Raw genomic sequence first — 19,650 nt, forward strand, 5'->3', positions numbered from 1 at the left:
GTTTTTCTGGGATGAATCGGGGTTTCGCGCAGACGCCGTGCATGGTCGTACCTGGGGCGTCAAGGGAAAGACGCCTGTTGTCGAACGCCCCGGCCAACGGCAGACGATCAGCGCCGCCTCAGCGGTGAATGCCAAGGGCGCGTTCTGGTATTGCACCTATGAAGGCGGCCTCACCGCTGAACTGTTCGTCCAACTGCTACGCAGGATGATGCGCTATCGCTCGAAGCCGGTCCATCTGGTAGTGGACGGTCTTCCGGCCCATAAGACGAAGCTGGTGAAACGTTACGTGGAATCGACGGAGGGTCGGCTCACGCTGCATTTCTTACCGGGCTATGCGCCTGAGCTGAACCCTGATGAGCTGATCTGGAGCCATGTTAAGCGCACTGGCGTTGCCAGAGCGCCTCTCCGCAAGGGCGAGAGGCTGCTCGATAAGATCGAGACGCAATTGGCCCAGATCAAGAAAGCGCCTGAACTCGTTCGGTCATTCTTCAGGGCGCCAAGTGTCGCCTATATTACCGACCAGTGAGTAAGACGCGCGGATTTTTTGTCGTCGGCTTTCACAAGCGTCCAAGGGGCGAACACGCTGTGCGTTCTCAGGAGCATCTCGTTGCGCGCTTGCGAATAATCCTTCCAGTGGCTTAGCGCCTTTTCATCGACGGGGCTAATTTTCCACTGGCGCAACGGGTCTTCTCGTCGGCGCTTGAGCCGCTTTTCCTGTTCGTCACGGCTGATGTCGAGATAATATTTGATGATTGTGACGCCGCAATGGACGAGCAATTGCTCATATATCGGCACGGTGTGCACGAACTGCTCATATTCTTCATTCGTGCAGAAGCCCATGACACGTGCGACGCCCGCGCGATTGTACCAGCTGCGGTTGAAGATCACGATCTCGCCGCTACTTGGCAAATGCGGCACATAGCGTTGAAAATACCAGGATTTTCGGTCCTGGTCCGAGGGTTTGGCTAGCGCGACGATTCGCGATTCGCGCGGACTGAGATGCTCGGTGATGCGCTTGGCCGTCCCGTCTTTGCCGGCCGCGTCCCGGCCTTCCAAAATGACCAGTATCTTGCGATCGTTTTCGATGACGTGCTTATGGAATTTGACCAGCTCCACCTGCGCCTTATGCAACGCCTTTCGGTATGCGTCGCTTTCTGAATTATCATTCTCGGTCATGCGAATTGTCCCTTCGGCTGCCGAGCCAAACGAGGAGCGCAACAGGAACGCGTCTAAAATTTAAGCGATAATCCTCAAATTTCACCGGGCCGCCCAATTCGAGTCGACAAAGGGCGACGCGGCAAGACCGATGGCTCGGATTTGAATCGGGACACGAATTCAATTATACTATTAAAAAGCTCTATGAGTTTGGCGAACATGTCTCGTCGGGTGCAATCATTTATCGTCCTTCTCGCCCTGCTGGCCGTATTGACTAGCGGCATGAGCGGCGCTTGGAGGTCCAAAGCCACGCACCAGTGTGATGGCATGGTTGGCATGATGAATATGGATGATTGCCTCGAAAGCATGAATGGTGACCGCGCCGGCGGTCTCGACTGCGCGACGCTGACATGCGGGCTGACGCAAACCATCCTGCCGCCGCACGAAACCGTTATTACTTCGATAATTGCGACGTGTGCATCGCCATTGACGCCGCGCGACGACCGTGAACGCTGCGGCCTTTCCGGCCCGCCGGATCTTCGGCCTCCAATCGCCTAACGCCGCAATAGTCGGCCGCAGTAGCGCGACGCCCGGACGTCGGACGCACCCCTTGGCGCGTCCCACCAGGCCGCACGAGCTGGGACACGTTGCGGATAACCCTGAACCAAATATCAACAAGCCGCCTTATTCATGCTTTCTGCGCAATAATACGCGCCAGGAGAACGAGTATCTGCGCGAGACGTGCCTTAAATAATACTATGTAATTATTTTTGCTTGGCGGCATTGACTCGGTACATACTCGAAATTACGTCTGTATTATTAGTGGCGTCGCCAATTATCAGCGCCCACTATTGGAGAAGACATGGGTCCACGCGTTCCGCCCACGCACACTCTCGCCTTCACACCGGGATGCCAAGGGCGTCGAGAGACAGGCGCCTTCCCTCGGTCGGTCCAATTGACCAGGGCCGGCGCCGCGCAGATGCAATACGACGCCATTCGAATCCGGCTCGATGGCGCCATCGCGGAAGCGTGGTTGGGACTTGAAGCCGTGCGCAAGACGATCCGCATCGTCGAACAGCGTCAGGTTCCGCAAGCTTATTTGTCAGTCGAGACTGCCGCAAGCGGCTTCCCAGCCGGAACAACCGATCTCGCCGCAGTCTTAGATGCAGAATGTCGGCTCCGTGCGGTCAAATTCGAACTGTTGAAGCTCAAGGTGGAGGAACAGGCGAGATACGCCGAACTCGAACGTCTGGCGGGAGGATCTCTATGACGCGGCGTTACGTCATTCTTCTCTTGGGCTTTGCGGTCTTCGCGGCGGTCTTCGCGCGCTTGGTCGAAGGGCGTTATCCATGGCCTACCCCTTCGAAAACGCCGGGCGCGATTCCGAATGTCTCGGACAGTACGCCCGCATCGACAGGGCCGATCATTTACTACCGCGACCCCGATGGTCGCCCGGCCTATTCGTTCACGCCGAAGAAAACATCGGCCGGCAAGGACTATCTGCCGGTGCGCGCGAGCGAGGACGTGAGTTTCGGGGATAAGCCGCCTCCGGTCGCCGCCGCGAGCGGCCAGCGACGCGTGCGGTTCTATCGCAATCCGATGGGCCTGCCCGACACTTCGCCCGTTCCAAAGAAGGATTCGATGGGAATGGATTACATTCCCGTCTATGAAGACGAATCCGAGGATAGTTCGACCGTCACAATCAGCCCCGGCAAGTTACAAAAGACAGGGGTTCGTTCCGAACCGGTCGAACGTCAGACGCTGAGCGTCCCTGTTCGCGCGACGGGCAGGATCGAGTTCGACCCGCGCCGTATCTCGATCGTCTCCCTGCGCTTCGAGGGCTTCATCGAATCGGTCGAGAAGTTCGTGGAAGGCGATTACGTCCGCAAGGGCCAGGTGCTCATGCGCATCTATGGCCCCAATGTTTCGAGCGCGGCGGCCGAATATGTCGCCGTCCTCAAAACGCGACGGGGCGAAGCAATCGAGGCGGCGGGCATTGAGTCTGCGAGGCTGCGACTCCGCAACCTCGGTCTTGATGACAATGCTATTGCAGAGATAGCGCGCGCGCGTAGCGTCCCCCATCATATACTATGGCGGGCGCCGCAGGACGGACACATCTTCGAGCGGACTGCGCTCAACGGCATGCGCGCCGCGCCGGGTGATGCGCTATTTCGCATCGTCGACCATTCGGTGGTCTGGGTGTTGGCTGACATCGCCGAGCGCGACATCTCTTTGGTGGCCCCCGGACAAAAGGTCGACGTCCGACCAAGAGCCTACCCAGATCGAACCTTCAAGGGGAAGGTCGCGCTGATCTATCCCCATCTCAATATTGAGACGCGCACGGGGCGCGTGAGGATCGAACTGGCGAACCCCGACGGGCTGTTGCGGGGAGACATGTACGCCGAGGTGGAGATCGCCGCCGGCGGAAACGAGAAGGCGCTTACTGTCCCCGAAAGCGCCGTCATCGACACAGGCAAGCGGCAAGTGGCGATTGTCGACAAGGGCGACGGGCGTTTCGAGCCGCGCGAAGTCAAAATCGGCCGACGCGGCGAAGGCTTCGTCGAAATCAAGAGCGGCGTAAACGAAAACGAACGCGTCGTCACGGCCGCGAACTTCCTTATCGACGCCGAAAGCAATTTGAAGGCGGCGTTGCGAGCTCTCGATCAAGGGGAGGCTGGCAAGTGATCGCCCGCCTCATCGCGTGGTCGGCGCGCAACCTTGTTCTCATTTTCGTCGGCACAGCCTTCGTCGTCGCAGCGGGGTTCTATGCCTTGCGCACACTGCCGCTCGACGCCATTCCCGATCTCTCCGATGTGCAAGCGATCGTCTATACGGAATATCCGGGCCAGGCGCCGCAAGTCGTCGAGGACCAAGTCACTTATCCGCTCACCAGTTCGATGTTGACGGTTCCGCGTTCCAAAGTAGTCCGCGGATTTTCGTTTTTTGGCGTATCCTTCGTCTACGTCATCTTCGACGATGGCGTCGATATTTATTGGGCGCGCTCGCGCGTCCTCGAATATTTGAGCGCGGCGAGTAAGAGATTGCCGGCGGGCGTGACGCCTGTTCTTGGTCCCGATGCGACGGGCGTTGGCTGGGTCTATCAATATGCGCTCATCGCCAAGGATATGACGCTCGCCGAATTGCGCTCGATCCAGGACTGGACGATCCGCTACGGCCTCGCCAAGGCCGAAGGCGTCGCTGAGATCGCGAGCGTCGGCGGATTTGTCAAGCAGTATAATGTCGTTGTCGATCCTAATCGACTGCGCGCGCTCGGCATTCCGCTGTCGAAAGTGCGCGAGGTCATTCGTGCGAGCAACGCCGATGTCGGCGGCCGCACGGTCGAACTTTCCGAATTTGAATTCATCGTGCGCGGACGCGGCTATCTACGCGGCGTGAGCGACCTGGAAAGCATTGTTCTGCGCGTTGAAAGCGGCACGCCGCTTCTCCTAAAGGATGTCGCACGCATCGAACTCGGTCCCGACGAACGACGTGGCATCACGGAACTTAACGGCGATGGCGAGGTCGCGAGTGGCATCGCGCTGCAACGTTATGGCGCCAATGCGCTCACAGTGATCGACAATGTCAAGTCCACCCTCGCGCAGATGGCGACAGGCCTACCGAAAGGCGTCGAGATCGTCTCGGTTTACGATCGCTCACAGCTCATTCATGCTGCCATCGAAACACTAAAGAGTACGCTCATCGAGGAAAGCATCATTGTCGCGCTCGTCTGTGTTGCGTTCCTCTTGCATGTGCGTAGCTCTCTCGTCGCCATCATCATGTTGCCGGTCGGCATTTTGATGGCCTTCGCCGCGATGAAGGCGCTGGGACTCGGCTCGAACATCATGAGTTTGGGCGGCATCGCCATCGCGATCGGCGCAATGGTCGACGCCGCCATCGTCATGATCGAGAACGCACACAAGCGTCTGGAGCGCGCACATCCGGATAAGCGGCGCATCGAGATACTGATCGACGCTGCAACAGAAGTCGGCCCCGCCCTTTTCTTTAGTCTGTTGATTATTACGGTTTCTTTCTTGCCGATCTTCACGCTCGAAGCGCAAGAGGGGCGCCTGTTCGGCCCGCTCGCCTTCACCAAGACTTTCGCGATGGCGGCGGCGGCGCTTCTTTCCGTGACGCTCGTGCCGGCGCTGATGGTCCTATTCGTGCGCGGAAAAATCGTTCCGGAGGCGAGAAACCCGATCAATCGCGCGCTCATCTGGCTCTATCGACCGATCATAAGTCTGGTGCTTAAAGCGAAGGTCGCCACGATTCTGCTGGCGCTGGGAGCGCTCGCGATAACCATCATTCCGGCGCGCCAGCTCGGCAGCGAATTCATGCCCGCCCTCAATGAGGGAGCGCTACTTTACATGCCGACGACGCTGCCGGGACTTTCGGTCACCAAGGCCGCCGAGCTCCTGCAAACGCAGGACCGCATCATCAAATCTTTCCCGGAAGTTCAGTCCGCCTATGGCAAGGCCGGGCGCGCCTCGACCGCGACCGATCCGGCGCCGCTCGAAATGTTCGAGACCGTCATCCAGCTGAAGCCAAAGGATCAGTGGCGCGCTGGAATGACGATCGACAAGCTCACTGCGGAGTTGGATGCGGCGTTGCAATTTCCCGGCGTGTCAAACGCCTGGACCATGCCAATCCGAAACAGGATCGACATGCTGGCGACCGGGATCAGGACGCCAATCGGCGTCAAGATTTTCGGCCGCGATCTTGCGCAAATCGAGAACTTGGCGCGGCAGGTTGAAACTGTGGTGAAACGCGTTCCCGGCGCTTCTTCCGCCTACGCCGAACGCGTCATGGGCGGCTACTACCTCGACATCGCGCCGGATCGCGCTGCGCTCGCGCGTTACGGCCTCATGATCGGCGACCTGCAAGCGACAATCGCCACGGCGCTCGGCGGCGAGACCGTCACAACAACGGTTGAAGGACGCGAACGCTACGGCGTCAACATCCGCTATCCGCGCGACTTCCGCTCCAATCCGAGAGCGATCGCCAGCGAAGTGCTGATTCCCTTACCCGGCGGCGGGACGGTTCCGCTCGGCGAGGTAGCGAGGGTCGAACTCGTTCGTGGCCCGACCTCGATTCGCACCGAGAATGGCCAGCTCGCGGTCTACATCTTCGTCGATATTCGGGGCCGCGATCTCGGCGGCTTTGTCGAAGAAGCGCGCCAGGCGGTCGTCGACACGATTGAGTTCCCGCCAGGCTCTTATGTCGTTTGGAGCGGCCAATTCGAATATCTGGAGCGTGCACAGGCGCGCATGCGGCTGGTCGTGCCCCTGACGCTACTCATCATCTTCCTGTTGCTCTACCTGAATTTCCGCCGTTTGACCGAAACATTGATTGTCATGCTGTCGCTGCCCTTCGCGCTCGTCGGCGGCGTATGGCTGATGTGGCTCCTGAACTTCAACATGTCCGTCGCAGTGGCGGTCGGCTTCATAGCGCTCGCCGGCGTCGCCGCCGAGACCGGCGTCGTGATGCTGATCTATCTCGATGCGGCGATGCGTGAGGTCGCGGCCAAGCGTGCGGCCGAAGGGAAGAGCTTCACTCGCGCCGATTTGCGAGAAGCGATTATGCTCGGCGCGGTCGACCGCGTGCGGCCGAAAATGATGACGGTCGTCGCCATCATGGCGGGGCTTGTGCCGATCCTCTGGAGCACGGGCGCAGGATCAGAAGTTATGCAGCGCATCGCCGTTCCGATGATTGGCGGGATGGTGTCTTCGACGGCTCTGACGCTCGTCGTCATTCCGGCGATCTATGCGCTGATCAAGGGGTTTGGCCTGTCTGAAAAAGGCGAGGTCAAACAGGAGCTGGAAGGAACTATCCATGCAGGTCCATAAGACCGTGCACAGCAATCTTCAGAGGAGGAAAAACCAATGCTTAGACTCTCTATTGCCTTAGCGACGATGCTGGCCCTATCCGTCCCCACAATGGCCCAAGAGATGCAGGAGCAAGATCCGCAGATTCACGGAATGGTCCCCGGCGGGCATAGCCGTCACGGGCATCGCGATTGGAGCACTCCGGGTCAACACAGGCATAATGTGTGCTGGCATCGCCATAACGGACAATGGGTGTGGGTCTGCCGCTGACGGGGGGAGGCCTCGTGATTGAATGCATATTCAACATGAAGCCGCGCATATCGTAATCCCTTTCAGCTATATAGGAACGACCCGACTGGGGCTTTGTTCTGGGGCCGTTTCTTATAGGAAAGCGGCCCTGCGCCAAGAAGGTCTCAGAGCGCCGTTATGTGCCGAAACGGTCGGCGTCAGCATGGCGGGTCTCGTGCCGATCCTCTGGGGCGCAGGCGCCGGATCAGAAATCATGCAGCGTGTCGCCGTTCCGATGATTGGCGGGATGGCGCATTCGACGGCTCTGATGCTTGTCGTCATCACTCGGTCTATACGCTGATTAAGCGCTTTGGCCGCCGCTCGACGATGAAACAGCATGGTTGTCGAAGACGCTGGCCATTCGATCCGCGTTTCAAAGCGCGGAATGATGTTCACCAAGGAGAGAAATAATGCAGAACCTTCCTCATCACCGCGTCAAACTCGTTGCGGTTCTCGCTGCTTCGGCGATCGTCCCCACGCTCTGCGCGACAAAAGTCGGCGCGGTCGAATCCGCGCAACGGCTCGTCGTCGCCCAAGCCGCAGACAAGGCGTCTGGCGACGGCCTCATCAAGGGCGTCAATGCAACCGAGCGCAAGCTCCTGATCACGCACGGGCCGATCGCCGCGTTGAATTGGCCCGGCATGACGATGGCTTTCGGCATCGCGCCCGGCATCGACCTCACGGGCTTGGCGCCGGGAGCCAAAGTGACGTTCACCCTGAGCCGCGATGCAAAAGGCCTCTATGTCATCGACGAAATTCGCCGCATGGAGTGAGCGGACGATTGCAAAAGGGGAAATTAGCCACTGATGGAATCAGACGGGACGATGAGCGGTTGGGGCATGTCGAGCATGGGACCCTTCTGGATTTTGATGCCGGTAGCCCTGATTCTCGCGATAATAGTGCTCATCAAATACTTGCTCGAGTGAATCGACGAGCGCAGGTCGACGCGGCCTGCTTGGCTTCCTTCCAGGAGACTGACATGTCAAAATCGAAAACAAGTTTGGCCATCGTCTTCGCCCTTGGCCTTAGTGCGCCGCTTGCGGCCCTTGCTCAAGACATCGTCGCATGGCGCTCGCCATCCTGTGGATGCTGTCGCCTATGGGCAAAGCGTCTCGAAGATGCGGGCATGAAGGTCACGATGATCGATGTGAGGGATATCGCCAAGATCAAGAAAGAGCATGGCATAACGCCCGAACTCGCCTCTTGCCACACCGCCATTGTGGAAGGCTACACGATCGAGGGTCACGTGCCGGCGAGCGAAATAAAGCGGCTGCTGGCGGAGCGGCCCGACGCGATCGGGCTGAGCGTTCCTGGAATGCCTGCGGGTTCGCCAGGCATGGAGCAGGGCGCGGCCGCATCTTACAACGTGCTGCTCGTGAAACGCGACGGCTCGACTGAAGTGTTCGCGCGCTATCCATAAGGTCTGCGCGAGCGCAGGCGGAAGACACCCGGGGATATGGACGACGGGGTTGACCATGATCGACACGATGATCCCGCTACCGACAACTGGCGCATTGTCCACGGCTGCTCGACGTGAGCACATAGAATTGACCGTGGGCGGCATGACCTGCGCCCACTGCCCTCCCGCGATCGAAAAGGCGCTCGGGGAAATAAAGGGAGTCGTATCGGCCCGAGTGAACCTCGTGAACCAGATCGCCGCCATCGATTACGACGCGGATCGCGTGAAGATCGTCGACCTCGCAAAAGCCATCCGCTTCGCCGGCTACGTGCCGGGCGCCGCGAAAATTCGCGTTTCCGTAGCACAAATGCATTGCGCCTCTTGCGTGACCCGCGTCGAGTCCGCCCTGAAGGGGACGCCGGGCGTCATTGCCGCTGCAGCCAATCTCGGCTCAAGCGCCGTTGATATCGAATATGACCCGCAAAAGACCGATTTCAGCGCAATCCGTTCGGCGATCGAAGCTTCCGGCCACAGGGTCGCTGAGCGACAACCCCAGGATATAAGGGCCGCCGTCGAAGCCGGTGCTGATCCCGACCAGATTGCGCGCGAAAGTGAATATAAAGCGCTCATGCACAAGTTCTGGTTCGCGGCGATCGTATCGGCGCCCGTTATGGCGCTGAGCTATCCCGATCTGATTCCCGGGTTGCGTGAGTGGATGCCGGCGGGCAGCGACACTCGGCGTATCGTCTGGGCGCTGCTTGGCGTGGCATCGGTTCCCGTGCTCGTCTGGTCGGGCTCACAATTCTTTGTCGGCATGTGGGATGCGTTGAAGCACCGCGCCGCCAATATGCACACCTTAATCTCGATTGGCGTCTCGGCGGCATTTCTTTATTCGGTAATCGCCGTCGCCTTCCCCCATCTCTTCCCGAGCATGGCGCTTGCCGAAGTCTTCTGGGATGTGACCGACGTGGTGATCGCCCTCGTCACGCTGGGGCTGGCCTTAGAGCTAAAGGCCAAGGGCCGCACCTCGGAAGCGATCAAAAAGCTCATCGGCCTACAGGCCAAGACCGCACGGGTGCTGCGTGACGGCAAGGAAATTGACTTGGCCGTAGAAGAGGTCGTCGCCGGCGACACAGTCGTGATCCGTCCAGGCGACAAGATCCCTGTGGACGGCGAGGTGACCGAAGGGTCCAGCGCCGTCGATGAATCGATGATCACCGGGGAGTCGATTCCTGTCGAGAAACATGTCGGCGACGAGGCAATTGGCGGCACGCTCAATAAGACGGGCAGTTTTAAGTTCCGCGCGACAAAGGTCGGCAAGGACACAGCACTCGCTAACATCATCCGGATGGTCAAGGACGCTCAAGGCTCGAAGGCGCCAATCCAGCGCGTCGTCGACGCCGTATCCGGCTTTTTCGTTCCGACCGTGATGATCTTGAGCGTTCTCTCCTTCATGATCTGGTATGTCTTCGGCCCAGAGCCGCGCGTCATCTACGCGACCATCGTTCTGGTCACGACACTGATCATCGCCTGCCCTTGTGCGCTGGGGCTCGCCACGCCGACTTCGTTAACGGTAGGAATCGGCAAGGGCGCCGAGAATGGAATCCTCATCCGCTCCGGTGATGCGCTTCAAAGCTCGGAGAAACTCCAGGTGATCATTCTCGATAAGACCGGAACGATCACACGCGGCGAGCCTTCGTTGACGGACGTGGTTCCCGTCGACGGTCAACGCGAAGAGACTGTGCTGCGGCTCGCGGCGGCTCTCGAACGCGGCTCCGAGCACCCGCTTGGCGAAGCCATCGTTAAGGGTGCGGAGGCGCGCGGCCTTCCGCCCGTTGAAGCGAGGGGATTCGTGGCGATACCTGGTCATGGCGTGAGCGGCGAGGTCGATGGCCGTCAAGTCCTCCTCGGCAACACAAAGCTGATGGGTGATCGTGGCGTCGCAATCGACGCCCTTGCGCCGACGTGGGAGCGCCTCGCCAATGAAGGGAAGACACCAATGTATGTGGCGGCCGACGGACAATCTGTGGGCCTCGTCGCTGTCGCCGACACAGTGAAGCCCGATTCCAAGCAAGCGATCGAGATCCTGATGCGCTTAGGGATTGAGGTCATCATGCTTACGGGTGACAACGAACGAACGGCCAAGGCGATTGCAAGTCAAGTAGGCATCGGTCGCGTGCTCGCAGAGGTGCTGCCCGACGCCAAGGCGCATGAGGTTCAAAAACTCCAGCTTGAAGGAAAGACCGTCGGCATGGTGGGCGACGGCGTCAACGACGCGCCGGCGCTTGCGCAAGCCGATGTCGGCTTCGCCATCGGCACGGGCACGGATGTCGCGGTCGAGGCAAGCGACGTGACGCTCATCAGGGGCAGCTTACAGGGCGTTGTCACGGCGATCGAGATCAGCCGCGCCACCATGCGTAACGTGCGCCAAAACTTGGTCGGCGCCTTCGGTTACAACGTTCTCGGCATACCTGTGGCGATGGGCGCGCTTTATCCGGCCCTAGGCATCCTGCTGTCGCCGCTCCTCGCCTCAGCCGCCATGGCCTTCAGTTCCGTCACGGTTGTCAGTAACGCCAATCGCCTGCGCTTCTTTCAGCCGAGGAGGACCGCATCATGATCTCACGGCCGCCCCGCCTTGCGCTCGCCGGGTTCTTTTTGGTTTTGCTCGCCGCGACGGCGTCGGCACAGAGCGATCGCTGGGGACGGTGTCGAAGCGCCGAACCGGACGCTCGGATCGCGGGCTGCACGGAGGTCATCGACCGTCTAAAACGCCAAAGTAGGCGTGATCAGTTCACAGCCTATTTTAATCGTGGCGGCGCCTATCGAGCGAAGGGCGATCTTGATCGCGCCCTCGCCGATTTGGACAAGGCGCTGAAACTCTATCCCAAGGCGGCGTCCGCGCTTGCAGAACGGGCATCCATCTTCAAAGCGAAGGGCGATTTCGACAACGCGATCGCCGATTACGATGCGTCCATCGCGGAGCAACCAAACGCCGTCGCTTTCCTTGGCCGAGGCGAGGCTTATCGAGCGAAAAACGACTTCTATTCCGCCATCGCGGATTACGACAAGGCGATCGCTCTCGATCCCGAATTGGCGGAAGCCTTCGTCTCCCGGGCCAAGGCCTATCTGGGCAAACAGGATCTCGAGAGCGCCAAACAGGATCTCGAAGCAGCGTTGAAGCTCGACCCCCAGCTCGCTTCGGCGAAAGAAGCGCTTGACGAGATAAACAGCGCGATCGCCGAGCGCGCAACGCCTCCAGCCGCGGCGGGCCCACGGGCCCCTGTTGTGGCGACGTACACGTCCTCGGATCGCCTGATCGTGGCGTTCGGCGGGTCCGCTCTGATCGCCTTCATCGTCTGGTTCTTCTGGCTCAAGCGTGCGGAAGGCGTGCGCGCGGCCGAAACCAGCGGCGGCTATCAAGAAGCGATGATTCTGGTGAAAGGCGGGTACACGCCCGACACCATCATCGTGCGGCGGGGCAAGCCGGTGCGGCTCAACTTCCGCCGTGAAGAGACGGCGTCGTGCTCCGACAAGGTGATTTTCGCCGACTTTCAAAAGAGCGCCGAACTGCCCACCGGCGAAACCGTCGCGGTCGAGTTCCTGCCGAGGGAGTCTGGCGAATTCAATTTTGCATGCCCCATGGGCATGTTCCGCGGCAGGCTGGTCGTCGAATAGAACGCCTGTCGGCCGGCCCAACGTCGAAGGAGCGAGCGATGCGACACGAACACGAACACTATACACAGAATGGCGGTTCTGACAGTTCGAAGCGCGGCCTTCTCGCGTCACGGGAAAACTGGGTTCTGATCGGGTTCCTGGCGATCGCGGGGTTCTATCTCGTGACGGAACACACCGCGCATCTCTTCGGAGCGCTTCCTTACTTGCTACTCCTAGCCTGCCCCCTCATGCACATTTTCATGCATCGCGGTCATGGGCGACATGGGTCGAGCGAGGGCGCGAACAAGGGCCCTTCCGACGGCCAGAGCGACCTCCAGCGCCAACACTGACAGTCTCGACGAAAGAGGAGGCTACCCGTGCACAATGACAATCCGGCCTATGGCCTGTGGTCGCTCGTCATTCTCAATTCGGCGATCTTCATCTTTTTCGCCTTCACCTTCTTTAAACCGCAGACGAAACGCGACTGGCGTTCCTTTGGCGCCTTCAGCGCGTTTCTCGTAGCGTTATTCGCTGAAATGTACGGCTTTCCGCTCACGATCTACGTGCTGTCTGGCTGGCTGCAAAGCCATTGGCCTGACGTGAACTGGTTCACGCATGATGCCGGACATCTGCTCGAGATGATGTTCGGGTGGAAAGCCAATCCGCATTGGGGCCCATTCCACGTGGCGAGCATAGCGCTCATCGGCGGCGGCTTTATTTTGATTTCAGCGGGCTGGAGCGTCCTCTATGAGGCGCAGCGCCGACGCGAGCTCGCAATCACTGGAGTGTACGCGTATGTGCGTCATCCCCAATATGTCGGTTTCATACTCGTCTTGCTCGGCTTCCTTCTGCAATGGCCGACATTGCTGACGCTGGCGATGTTTCCGGTCCTCGTCGTCATGTACGTGCGCCTCGCCCGGGCAGAAGAAAACGAGGCGCTCGCCGAATTCGGCGCGGCATATCGACAGTACATGGCCGAGGTTCCGGCTTTCATTCCGCGAATCGCAGCTACAAGTCAGCGTCGTAATCACAGCCAAGGCTGACAGAGCGATCTTAGAAACGCCGATCCTCGGGATGAGGAGAGCCCCTCTGCTAATTTGTACTGACAGCTCGTTTGGCCATATGGAGACCTGAAGAACTGAAAAGGGCGCGCCGCATAGTTGGCGTTGAACGATGCAACAACTTCAATGGCATTAGAAACTTCGGACCGAGCGCTTGGTACAAAATCTTGATTGATGGGGTTGTGTTCGACCCCAAGCGTCATAGTTCTCCGTCAGAAGAATAGGGAGGACCCTATGCGCAAAATGCTAACTTCTGGCGCAGTTCTAGCAGCCGCTATGTTGTGGGCGTCGCTGGCGCAAGCCGGCACATTTCACCACGGTCGGTATTTGCCAGACTACGGAGGGCACTACCGCTATCAGCACAGGGATTGGAGCGGCTACTATGGCTTCTATGGCTACGGTGGAGGCATCCCCTTCGGCAGTGTTTGTCGGGTATGGGATCAAGGTCACTGGGTTTGGGTTTGCCAGTGACGCCCAGGCTGTTCGCATCAAAGACGCCCGCCATGCTTGGCGGGCGTCGGATTCTTGCGACGCAGATCTCACCCGCCATCAAACCAATTTGAATGCAATTGCAAGCTGACAGCAGCGGTTACGAACCGACAGGAGCGACGCTGCTTTATCTGCCTCCCTATAGCCCCGACTTCCAACCGATCGAAAACGCCTTTCTCCGAGCTGAAAGCGCTGCTGCGCAATGCCGCCAAGCGAACCGTCGATGGTCTCTGGGACAGGATCGGCGCCGAGCTCCAAGAGTTCACGCCACAAGAATGCAAACATTTTTTCGCCGCCGCTGGATATGAGCCGGATTAAGACGAATTCGCTCTGAGAGCTTGACCACTTGAGGTCGCGCACCGGTCATACTTGTCCGCGCCGGAGACGCCACCGAATGCGGTTTGCAGGCAGCAGGCTCGCCACAACTTCTTTCGCAAGCATGCGCTCGGCGCCATTTGCCACGTTTGACGTGGCCCGCCGTCGCTTTAATCATGCCATGCGCGGCATTTCCGCGTACCCGCCTTTGATCGCGCTACGCTCTTATCCCTGGCACACCATCGAGTTGCTGACGATAACGTTCATGAAAAACGCTTGCCGACGTTGAGCAAAGCACTACCGCTGCCGTTTGTCCTGAAGGTGGAACCCTCGCCGATGCTGGGCACGCACGAACGTCTCGCGAGAGCGGGCGGCCACGCGGTCACATCCAACTGTCAACAGCAAGCCGCAGCGGACAAATGACAGCGACCTTGGGAACATTTTTGGCGCGCGCGGTTCGAACGTTCGAACTGCTAACTTACGAATTAAGATCGCGACCCGCATTCGACATAACCCGCCCCGACGCCTTGGCCAATGGGATGCAGTGTCGGCTCGTATTCTGCTGAAGGCATTTCAGCGTCACACGGACCCAACTCCCATGAATCTCACCTTCCGCGTTCAAGAAATCCTTGACTGGTACGAAGGCGAGACCCCCGGCGCCAAGGCCAACCTTGCCCGCATGCTGATGGCGGGCAAACTGGGCGGCACGGGCCGCATTGTTCATTTTGCCAGTCGATCAAGGGTTGAGCATGGGCCGGCGCATAGTCCTTATTGACATCGATCGCCACGACGAGCCGTTGACGGTTGAAGTCGATGAACTCCGAGACACGGTGATGGTTGTCGGCGTTCCCAATACGCAAGTAAAATTCTATCTGCAGCGCCGCGACGAATCATCTTGGTTCGAAGGATCGATCGGCGGCCGCTATTTTATCTTCGACCCGACCCGGCTGGGAAAGGCCGAGTAGAAATTGGTGTTTGGCTTGATCCGGCGACGGCGCCGCTGATCGAGCGCAAACGAAAAGCCCGGCCATTGCTGACCGGGCGAATTTTGCACAACCCCTGGGAGGGTTGTGTCGGTGCGATTGCACCAACATTGCGGGGCATAGAATTAGCGCCGTGGCGAGCGGCTTCAACTCCCCAAAAACGCAAAACGCCCCGCCGTTACATCCACGGTCGGGGCGCTCTCGGCGACGGAGGTGGCCCGTCAGCGTTGTGACGAATCTACGCGCGCGAGTGCGGGAATGCAATTCTCGATGCCGCCGATCTTGCCACGAAGGCTGGGCTGCAATGCGGTGAGTGCACTCGTTAAATTGCCTAAACGTCTTCGATTGAAAGTATCCAGGACGCGTCAAAAACGCCCCAGCGATAATCATCGCCGCGGCCGCGTTTGCGGAACTGTCCTTCATGTCGAGAATGGCGTCGCCGCTTCGTATTTGGCGTTTAACCAACGCGCCGCATTCTGCCTCCGATTCTGGCAGCCCTACTTTTTCCCCCTCGACTCAATGGCATTAGAAGCGTCGAACTGAGCGCTTGATCCAAAATCTTGATGGGGTCTGCGCCCTTGTATTCGACCCCAAGCGTCATAGTTCTCCATCAGAAGAATAGGGAGGGTCCTATGCGCAAAATGCTAACTTCTGGCGCAGTTCTAGCAGCCGCAATGTTTTGGGCGTCATTGGCGCAAGCCGGCGCATGGAGCGACGGTCGGTATCTGCCGGACTACGGAGGGCACGGCCGCCACGGGCACCGCGATTGGAGCGGCGGCTCCGGCTACTACGGTGGGGGCGGCGGCCACGTGCACGGTCCCTGCTGGGTATGGGATCAAGGCCAATGGGTTTGGGTTTGCCGGTGATGCCCAGACTGTTCGCATTAAAGACGCCCGCCGTATTTGGCGGGCGTCGGATTCTTGCGACAACAAATCTCACCCGCCCTCAAAAACAATTTGTAAATTTCTTCGCCGACACTTGATACGAGCCGGTTCCGTTCTAAGAGCTTGACCAGTTGAGGTAGCGCAACGTCATGCTTGCCCGCGCCGGCGACGTCACCGAATGCAGTTTGCAGGCTCGCCAAAACTCCTTTCGCAAGCTCGCGCGCTCGGCGCCTTTTGCCACGTCTGACGTGGCCCGCCGTCGCCTTAAACACGGGGTTTCGGCGTAGCCGCCTTCCGCCTTTGATCACTACACCCTTATCCTGGCACACTATCGAGTTGCCGACGACGACGTTCATAAAAAGCGCTCGCCAATGTTGAGCGAAACGCTACCGCCACCGTTTGTCTGAAGGTGGAACCCTCGCCTATGCTGGGCGCGACTTCCCCTTAGAACGGGCGGCCACGTGGTCACATCCTACAGCAAACTGCAGCGGACAAATGACGGCGATCCTGGGGAAATTTTTGGCGCGGACCCAGTTCGAACTGCTAACTTGCGAATTAAGATCGCGCCCTCATTGCACATGACCCGCGCCGTGTCGAACTGAAAGTAACCGACGTCTTGGCTAATGGGGATGCAGTGTCGGCTCGTATTCTGCTGAAGGGCATTTCCGCGTCGCACGGACCCAACTCCCATGAATCTCACCCTGCGCGTTCGCGAAATCCTCGACTGGTACGAAGGCGAGACCCCCCGGCGCCAAGGCCAACTTGCCCGCATGCTGATGGCGGGCAAACTGGGCGGCACGGGCCGCAAACCGCCATCGATATCGTCGCCTATGCCGCGCACATGGCGGCCTCGCTCGGCGCCAATATCATCGAGGTCAAACTGCCCACGGCGCATCTTGAAAACAAAGATGCGGAGAAAGTTATCGGGAAAAGAGAATCCCTATTGCCACCCTGCCGGAGCGCGTGGAGCATGTCATGCATGCTGCTTCAACTCCAAGCGCATCGTCGTGTTTTCGGGCGGCGCCGCCAAGGGCGAGGACAGCGTGTACCACGATGCCCGCGCGATTTACGCGGGTGGCGGCAACGGCTCGATCATTGGCCGCAACTGCTTCCAGCGACCCCGCGAGGAAGCACTGAAGTTGCTGGATACGGTGGTGGAAATTTACAAAGGCGCGTAACGCATTCGCGAAAATGGGTCTCGACGAGGCGGTCCGAAGACTGCAGGAGCGGCGCGCCTTATGGCGCCGCGAGGGCGAGCGGTCGATTGGCCAGAACCTTGCGATGATCGGCGCCCTCGGCTGGACCATTGTAACGCCGGCTCTGGTCGGGGTGCCGATCGCCGCAAGGAGACCAACGCCAAGCCAAAGCAAGGTAGCGCGCTCCCGAGGAAGATAAAACGCCTCCAAAATCGTTCAAAATTGCGCTGCGAATCTTTCGCCCGGCGTAGCCGTTCGGCGAAGGGCTGACACGTGCTGTCGGCCTGCTTGACCATCAATATCGACCCTTTCAACGCAGTATAGCATCACTCGCATCCTCATTCGGCAAGATTGATCTTGCGTCTCGCGCGCAGACGCAAATTACGATGCCGCATCGACCACTTCGCGCTTCCCCCGCGATGATGCCGGCACAAATTGTTCGAGTAGGCCGCCGTGCACGTGATCGATTCACTTCTAGCCCAGATGACGCTTGAGGAAAAAGTCGGGCAGCTCAACCTGATGACGCGGGAGAAGCGGTCACGGGGCCGATCCGGGGGGGCCGACGACCGAAGACATTCGCTCGGGAAGGATTGGCGGCATCTTCAATCTTTGGGAGCGTGAAGCGATCGCCGCGCTTCAGAAGCTTGCGGGAGAGGAGACGCGGCTCGGCATTCCGCTTCTTTTCGGTCTCGACGTGCTGCACGGGCACAAGACAATCTTCCCTATTCCTCTTGCTGAAGCCGGAGCGTTCGACCTCCTTCTATGGGAGCAGACCGCCCGCGCGGCCGCGATTGAGGCGACGCGCGACGGAGGTCATGCGGATTCCGACGAAGGCGCCCGTCTTTAACGGGCCGCGATCCGCGTTGGGGCTGGATCGCCGAAGGTCCGGGCGAAGACCCGCTCGTCGTGGCGAAATTCTCCGAAGCGAAGGTCCGCGGCTTCCAAGGGGAAACCTGGCCGCGCAAGCTTCGGTCGCCGCAACGGCGAAGCATTTTTGCGCCGGCGGCGCGGCCGTCATGCCGGCGTTCAATGCCGTAGCAGGCGTTCCCATGACGGCGCATATCGGCCTCCTGCGCGGCTTTTTGAAGCGCGAACTCGGTTTCGAGGGAGTCGTCATCAGCGACTACGCCGCGATTACCGAGCTGATTCAGCTGGCGTCGCAACCGATCTTATTGAAGCGGCCGCGCTCGCGCTCAAGGCGGGCGGCGATATGGCGGGACGCCGACGTGCTGACGGGGTGCTTCAACCCTACCGGCCGGCTTCCGGTCACGTGGCCGCGCGACATCGGGCAGATCCCGATTTTCTATGCGGAGCGGTCTTCGGGCCGGCCCGCCGATTCAACCGATCCTTTCACGAGCAAATACCTCGACCTCCCGACCGCGCCGCTTTTCCCTTTCGGACACGGCCTCTCCTTCGGCCGCGTCAAATTGGAAAAGATTCGCGCGAGCCCTGAAAATTTCCAATCCGAGTACCAGATCAAAGTCGAGGTCGACGCTGTCAACGAGGGGCGGACCGCGACAGAAGAAACGATAATCCTCTTCGTTCATGACTGCGAGGCGACCGTCGCCCGTCCGCTCATGGAACTGAAGGCCTGGGAGAAGATCGCATTGGCGCCGGGCCAAACCAAGACTGTCGCCTTCGCGCTAAAGGCGGAGAGCTTTTGCTTTCCCGGCCAGGACTTGGAGCCGATGCTCGAACCGGGCGATTTCGACATCTTGGTCGGCCTCAACGCCGATCGGAAGTCCTTGCTTACAACAAGCGCGCGCCTCCCGAGTTGGCGCGCTTTGCCTGCCGCCGGGTAGATCGCGCAAGAAATGAGTAGTCCATGCGCGCCGATCATCGCCACCTATTCGGAAGCTCATCGACGGCTGAATCGTATTCTTACTCACTGGTCGGTAATATAGGCGACACTTGGCGCCCTGAAGAATGACCGAACGAGTTCAGGCGCTTTCTTGATCTGGGCCAATTGCGTCTCGATCTTATCGAGCAGCCTCTCGCCCTTGCGGAGAGGCGCTCTGGCAACGCCAGTGCGCTTAACATGGCTCCAGATCAGCTCATCAGGGTTCAGCTCAGGCGCATAGCCCGGTAAGAAATGCAGCGTGAGCCGACCCTCCGTCGATTCCACGTAACGTTTCACCAGCTTCGTCTTATGGGCCGGAAGACCGTCCACTACCAGATGGACCGGCTTCGAGCGATAGCGCATCATCCTGCGTAGCAGTTGGACGAACAGTTCAGCGGTGAGGCCGCCTTCATAGGTGCAATACCAGAACGCGCCCTTGGCATTCACCGCTGAGGCGGCGCTGATCGTCTGCCGTTGGCCGGGGCGTTCGACAACAGGCGTCTTTCCCTTGACGCCCCAGGTACGACCATGCACGGCGTCTGCGCGAAACCCCGATTCATCCCA

At 59.5% G+C, this 19,650-nt stretch carries 20 protein-coding genes and 1 pseudogene; 18 read left to right on the forward strand and 3 right to left on the reverse strand.

The features are described 5' to 3' along the window. Positions 1–526: IS630 family transposase (locus IYX23_RS00405; RefSeq protein WP_196391635.1), on the forward strand; the 526-nt coding region annotated here is incomplete at its 5' end. Here the strand turns inward: IYX23_RS00405 and ppk2 are convergent. Beyond that, a complete protein-coding gene (gene ppk2 / locus IYX23_RS00410; protein WP_154453979.1) occupies positions 508–1,176 on the reverse strand; it encodes a polyphosphate kinase 2 in 669 nt (222 codons plus the stop codon). The genes IYX23_RS00405 and ppk2 overlap by 19 nt on opposite strands. 198 nt (positions 1,177–1,374) lie before the next feature. On the opposite strand from ppk2, the gene IYX23_RS00415 reads away from it, so the two are divergent. The 14 genes and pseudogenes from IYX23_RS00415 to IYX23_RS00485 all read left to right on the forward strand — a co-directional run bounded on the left by IYX23_RS00415 (position 1,375) and on the right by IYX23_RS00485 (position 15,148). Next, positions 1,375–1,713: a hypothetical protein gene (locus IYX23_RS00415; protein WP_146190066.1), complete on the forward strand. Its 339-nt coding sequence runs from the start codon at positions 1,375–1,377 to the stop codon at positions 1,711–1,713. 421 nt (positions 1,714–2,134) lie between these two features. Further along, entirely contained in the window at positions 2,135–2,425 is a 291-nt protein-coding gene (locus IYX23_RS00420) for a TolC family protein (protein WP_246695822.1), read from the forward strand. Further along, on the forward strand, positions 2,422–3,840 hold the full coding sequence (locus IYX23_RS00425) for an efflux RND transporter periplasmic adaptor subunit (RefSeq protein ID WP_154453980.1): 1,419 nt from the start codon (positions 2,422–2,424) through the stop codon (positions 3,838–3,840). Before IYX23_RS00420 ends, IYX23_RS00425 begins: the two co-directional genes overlap by 4 nt. Next, positions 3,837–6,998 carry a CusA/CzcA family heavy metal efflux RND transporter gene (locus tag IYX23_RS00430; protein WP_196391633.1) on the forward strand — a complete coding sequence of 1,054 codons (3,162 nt, stop codon included), beginning with the start codon at positions 3,837–3,839 and terminating at the stop codon, positions 6,996–6,998. The genes IYX23_RS00425 and IYX23_RS00430 overlap by 4 nt, the downstream gene beginning before the upstream one ends. 430 nt (positions 6,999–7,428) lie before the next feature. After that, entirely contained in the window at positions 7,429–7,566 is a 138-nt protein-coding gene (locus IYX23_RS00435) for a hypothetical protein (RefSeq protein ID WP_196391634.1), read from the forward strand. A 109-nt stretch (positions 7,567–7,675) separates the two neighbouring features. Continuing rightward, positions 7,676–8,038: a copper-binding protein gene (locus IYX23_RS00440; RefSeq protein ID WP_154453982.1), complete on the forward strand. Its 363-nt coding sequence runs from the start codon at positions 7,676–7,678 to the stop codon at positions 8,036–8,038. Between the two features lie 59 nt (positions 8,039–8,097). Then, a complete protein-coding gene (locus IYX23_RS00445; protein ID WP_246716391.1) occupies positions 8,098–8,685 on the forward strand; it encodes a DUF411 domain-containing protein in 588 nt (195 codons plus the stop codon). 55 nt (positions 8,686–8,740) lie between these two features. Continuing rightward, complete coding sequence (locus tag IYX23_RS00450) at positions 8,741–11,281, forward strand: copper-translocating P-type ATPase (RefSeq protein WP_154453984.1); 2,541 nt, start codon at positions 8,741–8,743, stop codon at positions 11,279–11,281. After that, a complete protein-coding gene (locus IYX23_RS19975; protein WP_246695823.1) occupies positions 11,278–12,339 on the forward strand; it encodes a tetratricopeptide repeat protein in 1,062 nt (353 codons plus the stop codon). The genes IYX23_RS00450 and IYX23_RS19975 overlap by 4 nt, the downstream gene beginning before the upstream one ends. A 38-nt stretch (positions 12,340–12,377) precedes the next feature. Beyond that, positions 12,378–12,668, forward strand: a complete 291-nt coding sequence (locus tag IYX23_RS00465; RefSeq protein ID WP_154453985.1) for a DUF2933 domain-containing protein — start codon at positions 12,378–12,380, stop codon at positions 12,666–12,668. A gap of 27 nt (positions 12,669–12,695) precedes the next feature. Then, the gene (locus IYX23_RS00470) at positions 12,696–13,361 is read left to right on the forward strand and encodes an isoprenylcysteine carboxylmethyltransferase family protein (protein ID WP_154453986.1); all 666 of its coding nucleotides are present in this window, start codon (positions 12,696–12,698) and stop codon (positions 13,359–13,361) included. A 620-nt stretch (positions 13,362–13,981) separates the two neighbouring features. Then, positions 13,982–14,186 (forward strand): annotated as a pseudogene (locus IYX23_RS00475) (transposase); the annotation flags it as partial. Positions 14,187–14,781: 595 nt separating this feature from the next. After that, positions 14,782–14,958, forward strand: coding sequence for a hypothetical protein (locus IYX23_RS00480; protein ID WP_210330397.1), 177 nt, complete (start codon positions 14,782–14,784; stop codon positions 14,956–14,958). Beyond that, on the forward strand, positions 14,933–15,148 hold the full coding sequence (locus IYX23_RS00485) for a hypothetical protein (protein WP_154453987.1): 216 nt from the start codon (positions 14,933–14,935) through the stop codon (positions 15,146–15,148). Before IYX23_RS00480 ends, IYX23_RS00485 begins: the two co-directional genes overlap by 26 nt. A gap of 901 nt (positions 15,149–16,049) precedes the next feature. On the opposite strand, the gene IYX23_RS00490 is transcribed toward IYX23_RS00485, so the two are convergent. Further along, positions 16,050–16,406: a hypothetical protein gene (locus IYX23_RS00490; protein WP_154453988.1), complete on the reverse strand. Its 357-nt coding sequence runs from the start codon at positions 16,404–16,406 to the stop codon at positions 16,050–16,052. A 333-nt stretch (positions 16,407–16,739) separates the two neighbouring features. Between IYX23_RS00490 and IYX23_RS00495 the strand changes: the two genes are divergently transcribed. The 3 genes from IYX23_RS00495 to IYX23_RS19985 all read left to right on the forward strand — a co-directional run bounded on the left by IYX23_RS00495 (position 16,740) and on the right by IYX23_RS19985 (position 19,048). Further along, positions 16,740–17,228 carry a hypothetical protein gene (locus IYX23_RS00495; RefSeq protein WP_154453989.1) on the forward strand — a complete coding sequence of 163 codons (489 nt, stop codon included), beginning with the start codon at positions 16,740–16,742 and terminating at the stop codon, positions 17,226–17,228. A gap of 616 nt (positions 17,229–17,844) precedes the next feature. Next, on the forward strand, positions 17,845–18,093 hold the full coding sequence (locus IYX23_RS19980; RefSeq protein WP_343224446.1) for a glycoside hydrolase family 3 N-terminal domain-containing protein: 249 nt from the start codon (positions 17,845–17,847) through the stop codon (positions 18,091–18,093). Between the two features lie 202 nt (positions 18,094–18,295). After that, positions 18,296–19,048 (forward strand): fibronectin type III-like domain-contianing protein, encoded by a 753-nt coding sequence (locus IYX23_RS19985; RefSeq protein ID WP_246695824.1) that lies wholly within the window; start codon positions 18,296–18,298, stop codon positions 19,046–19,048. 83 nt (positions 19,049–19,131) lie between these two features. Here IYX23_RS19985 and IYX23_RS00505 read toward each other — a convergent pair. Continuing rightward, a partial coding sequence (locus IYX23_RS00505; protein ID WP_196392128.1) for an IS630 family transposase occupies positions 19,132–19,650 on the reverse strand: 519 nt, incomplete at its 5' end.

Source organism: Methylocystis sp. L43, assembly GCF_015709525.1.
Lineage (GTDB): Bacteria > Pseudomonadota > Alphaproteobacteria > Rhizobiales > Beijerinckiaceae > Methylocystis.

Coding starts and splice junctions, on each gene's coding strand:
- IYX23_RS19985 (WP_246695824.1), top strand. CDS start 18,296: ATGACGGCGCATATCGGCCTCCTGCGCGGCTTTTTGAAGCGCGAACTC.
- IYX23_RS00485 (WP_154453987.1), top strand. CDS start 14,933: ATGGGCCGGCGCATAGTCCTTATTGACATCGATCGCCACGACGAGCCG.
- IYX23_RS00465 (WP_154453985.1), top strand. CDS start 12,378: ATGCGACACGAACACGAACACTATACACAGAATGGCGGTTCTGACAGT.
- IYX23_RS00490 (WP_154453988.1), bottom strand. CDS start 16,406: ATGAACGTCGTCGTCGGCAACTCGATAGTGTGCCAGGATAAGGGTGTA.
- IYX23_RS00450 (WP_154453984.1), top strand. CDS start 8,741: ATGATCGACACGATGATCCCGCTACCGACAACTGGCGCATTGTCCACG.
- IYX23_RS00480 (WP_210330397.1), top strand. CDS start 14,782: ATGAATCTCACCTTCCGCGTTCAAGAAATCCTTGACTGGTACGAAGGC.
- IYX23_RS00420 (WP_246695822.1), top strand. CDS start 2,135: ATGCAATACGACGCCATTCGAATCCGGCTCGATGGCGCCATCGCGGAA.
- IYX23_RS00425 (WP_154453980.1), top strand. CDS start 2,422: ATGACGCGGCGTTACGTCATTCTTCTCTTGGGCTTTGCGGTCTTCGCG.
- IYX23_RS00435 (WP_196391634.1), top strand. CDS start 7,429: ATGGCGGGTCTCGTGCCGATCCTCTGGGGCGCAGGCGCCGGATCAGAA.
- IYX23_RS19975 (WP_246695823.1), top strand. CDS start 11,278: ATGATCTCACGGCCGCCCCGCCTTGCGCTCGCCGGGTTCTTTTTGGTT.
- ppk2 (WP_154453979.1), bottom strand. CDS start 1,176: ATGACCGAGAATGATAATTCAGAAAGCGACGCATACCGAAAGGCGTTG.
- IYX23_RS00415 (WP_146190066.1), top strand. CDS start 1,375: ATGTCTCGTCGGGTGCAATCATTTATCGTCCTTCTCGCCCTGCTGGCC.
- IYX23_RS00495 (WP_154453989.1), top strand. CDS start 16,740: ATGAATCTCACCCTGCGCGTTCGCGAAATCCTCGACTGGTACGAAGGC.
- IYX23_RS00440 (WP_154453982.1), top strand. CDS start 7,676: ATGCAGAACCTTCCTCATCACCGCGTCAAACTCGTTGCGGTTCTCGCT.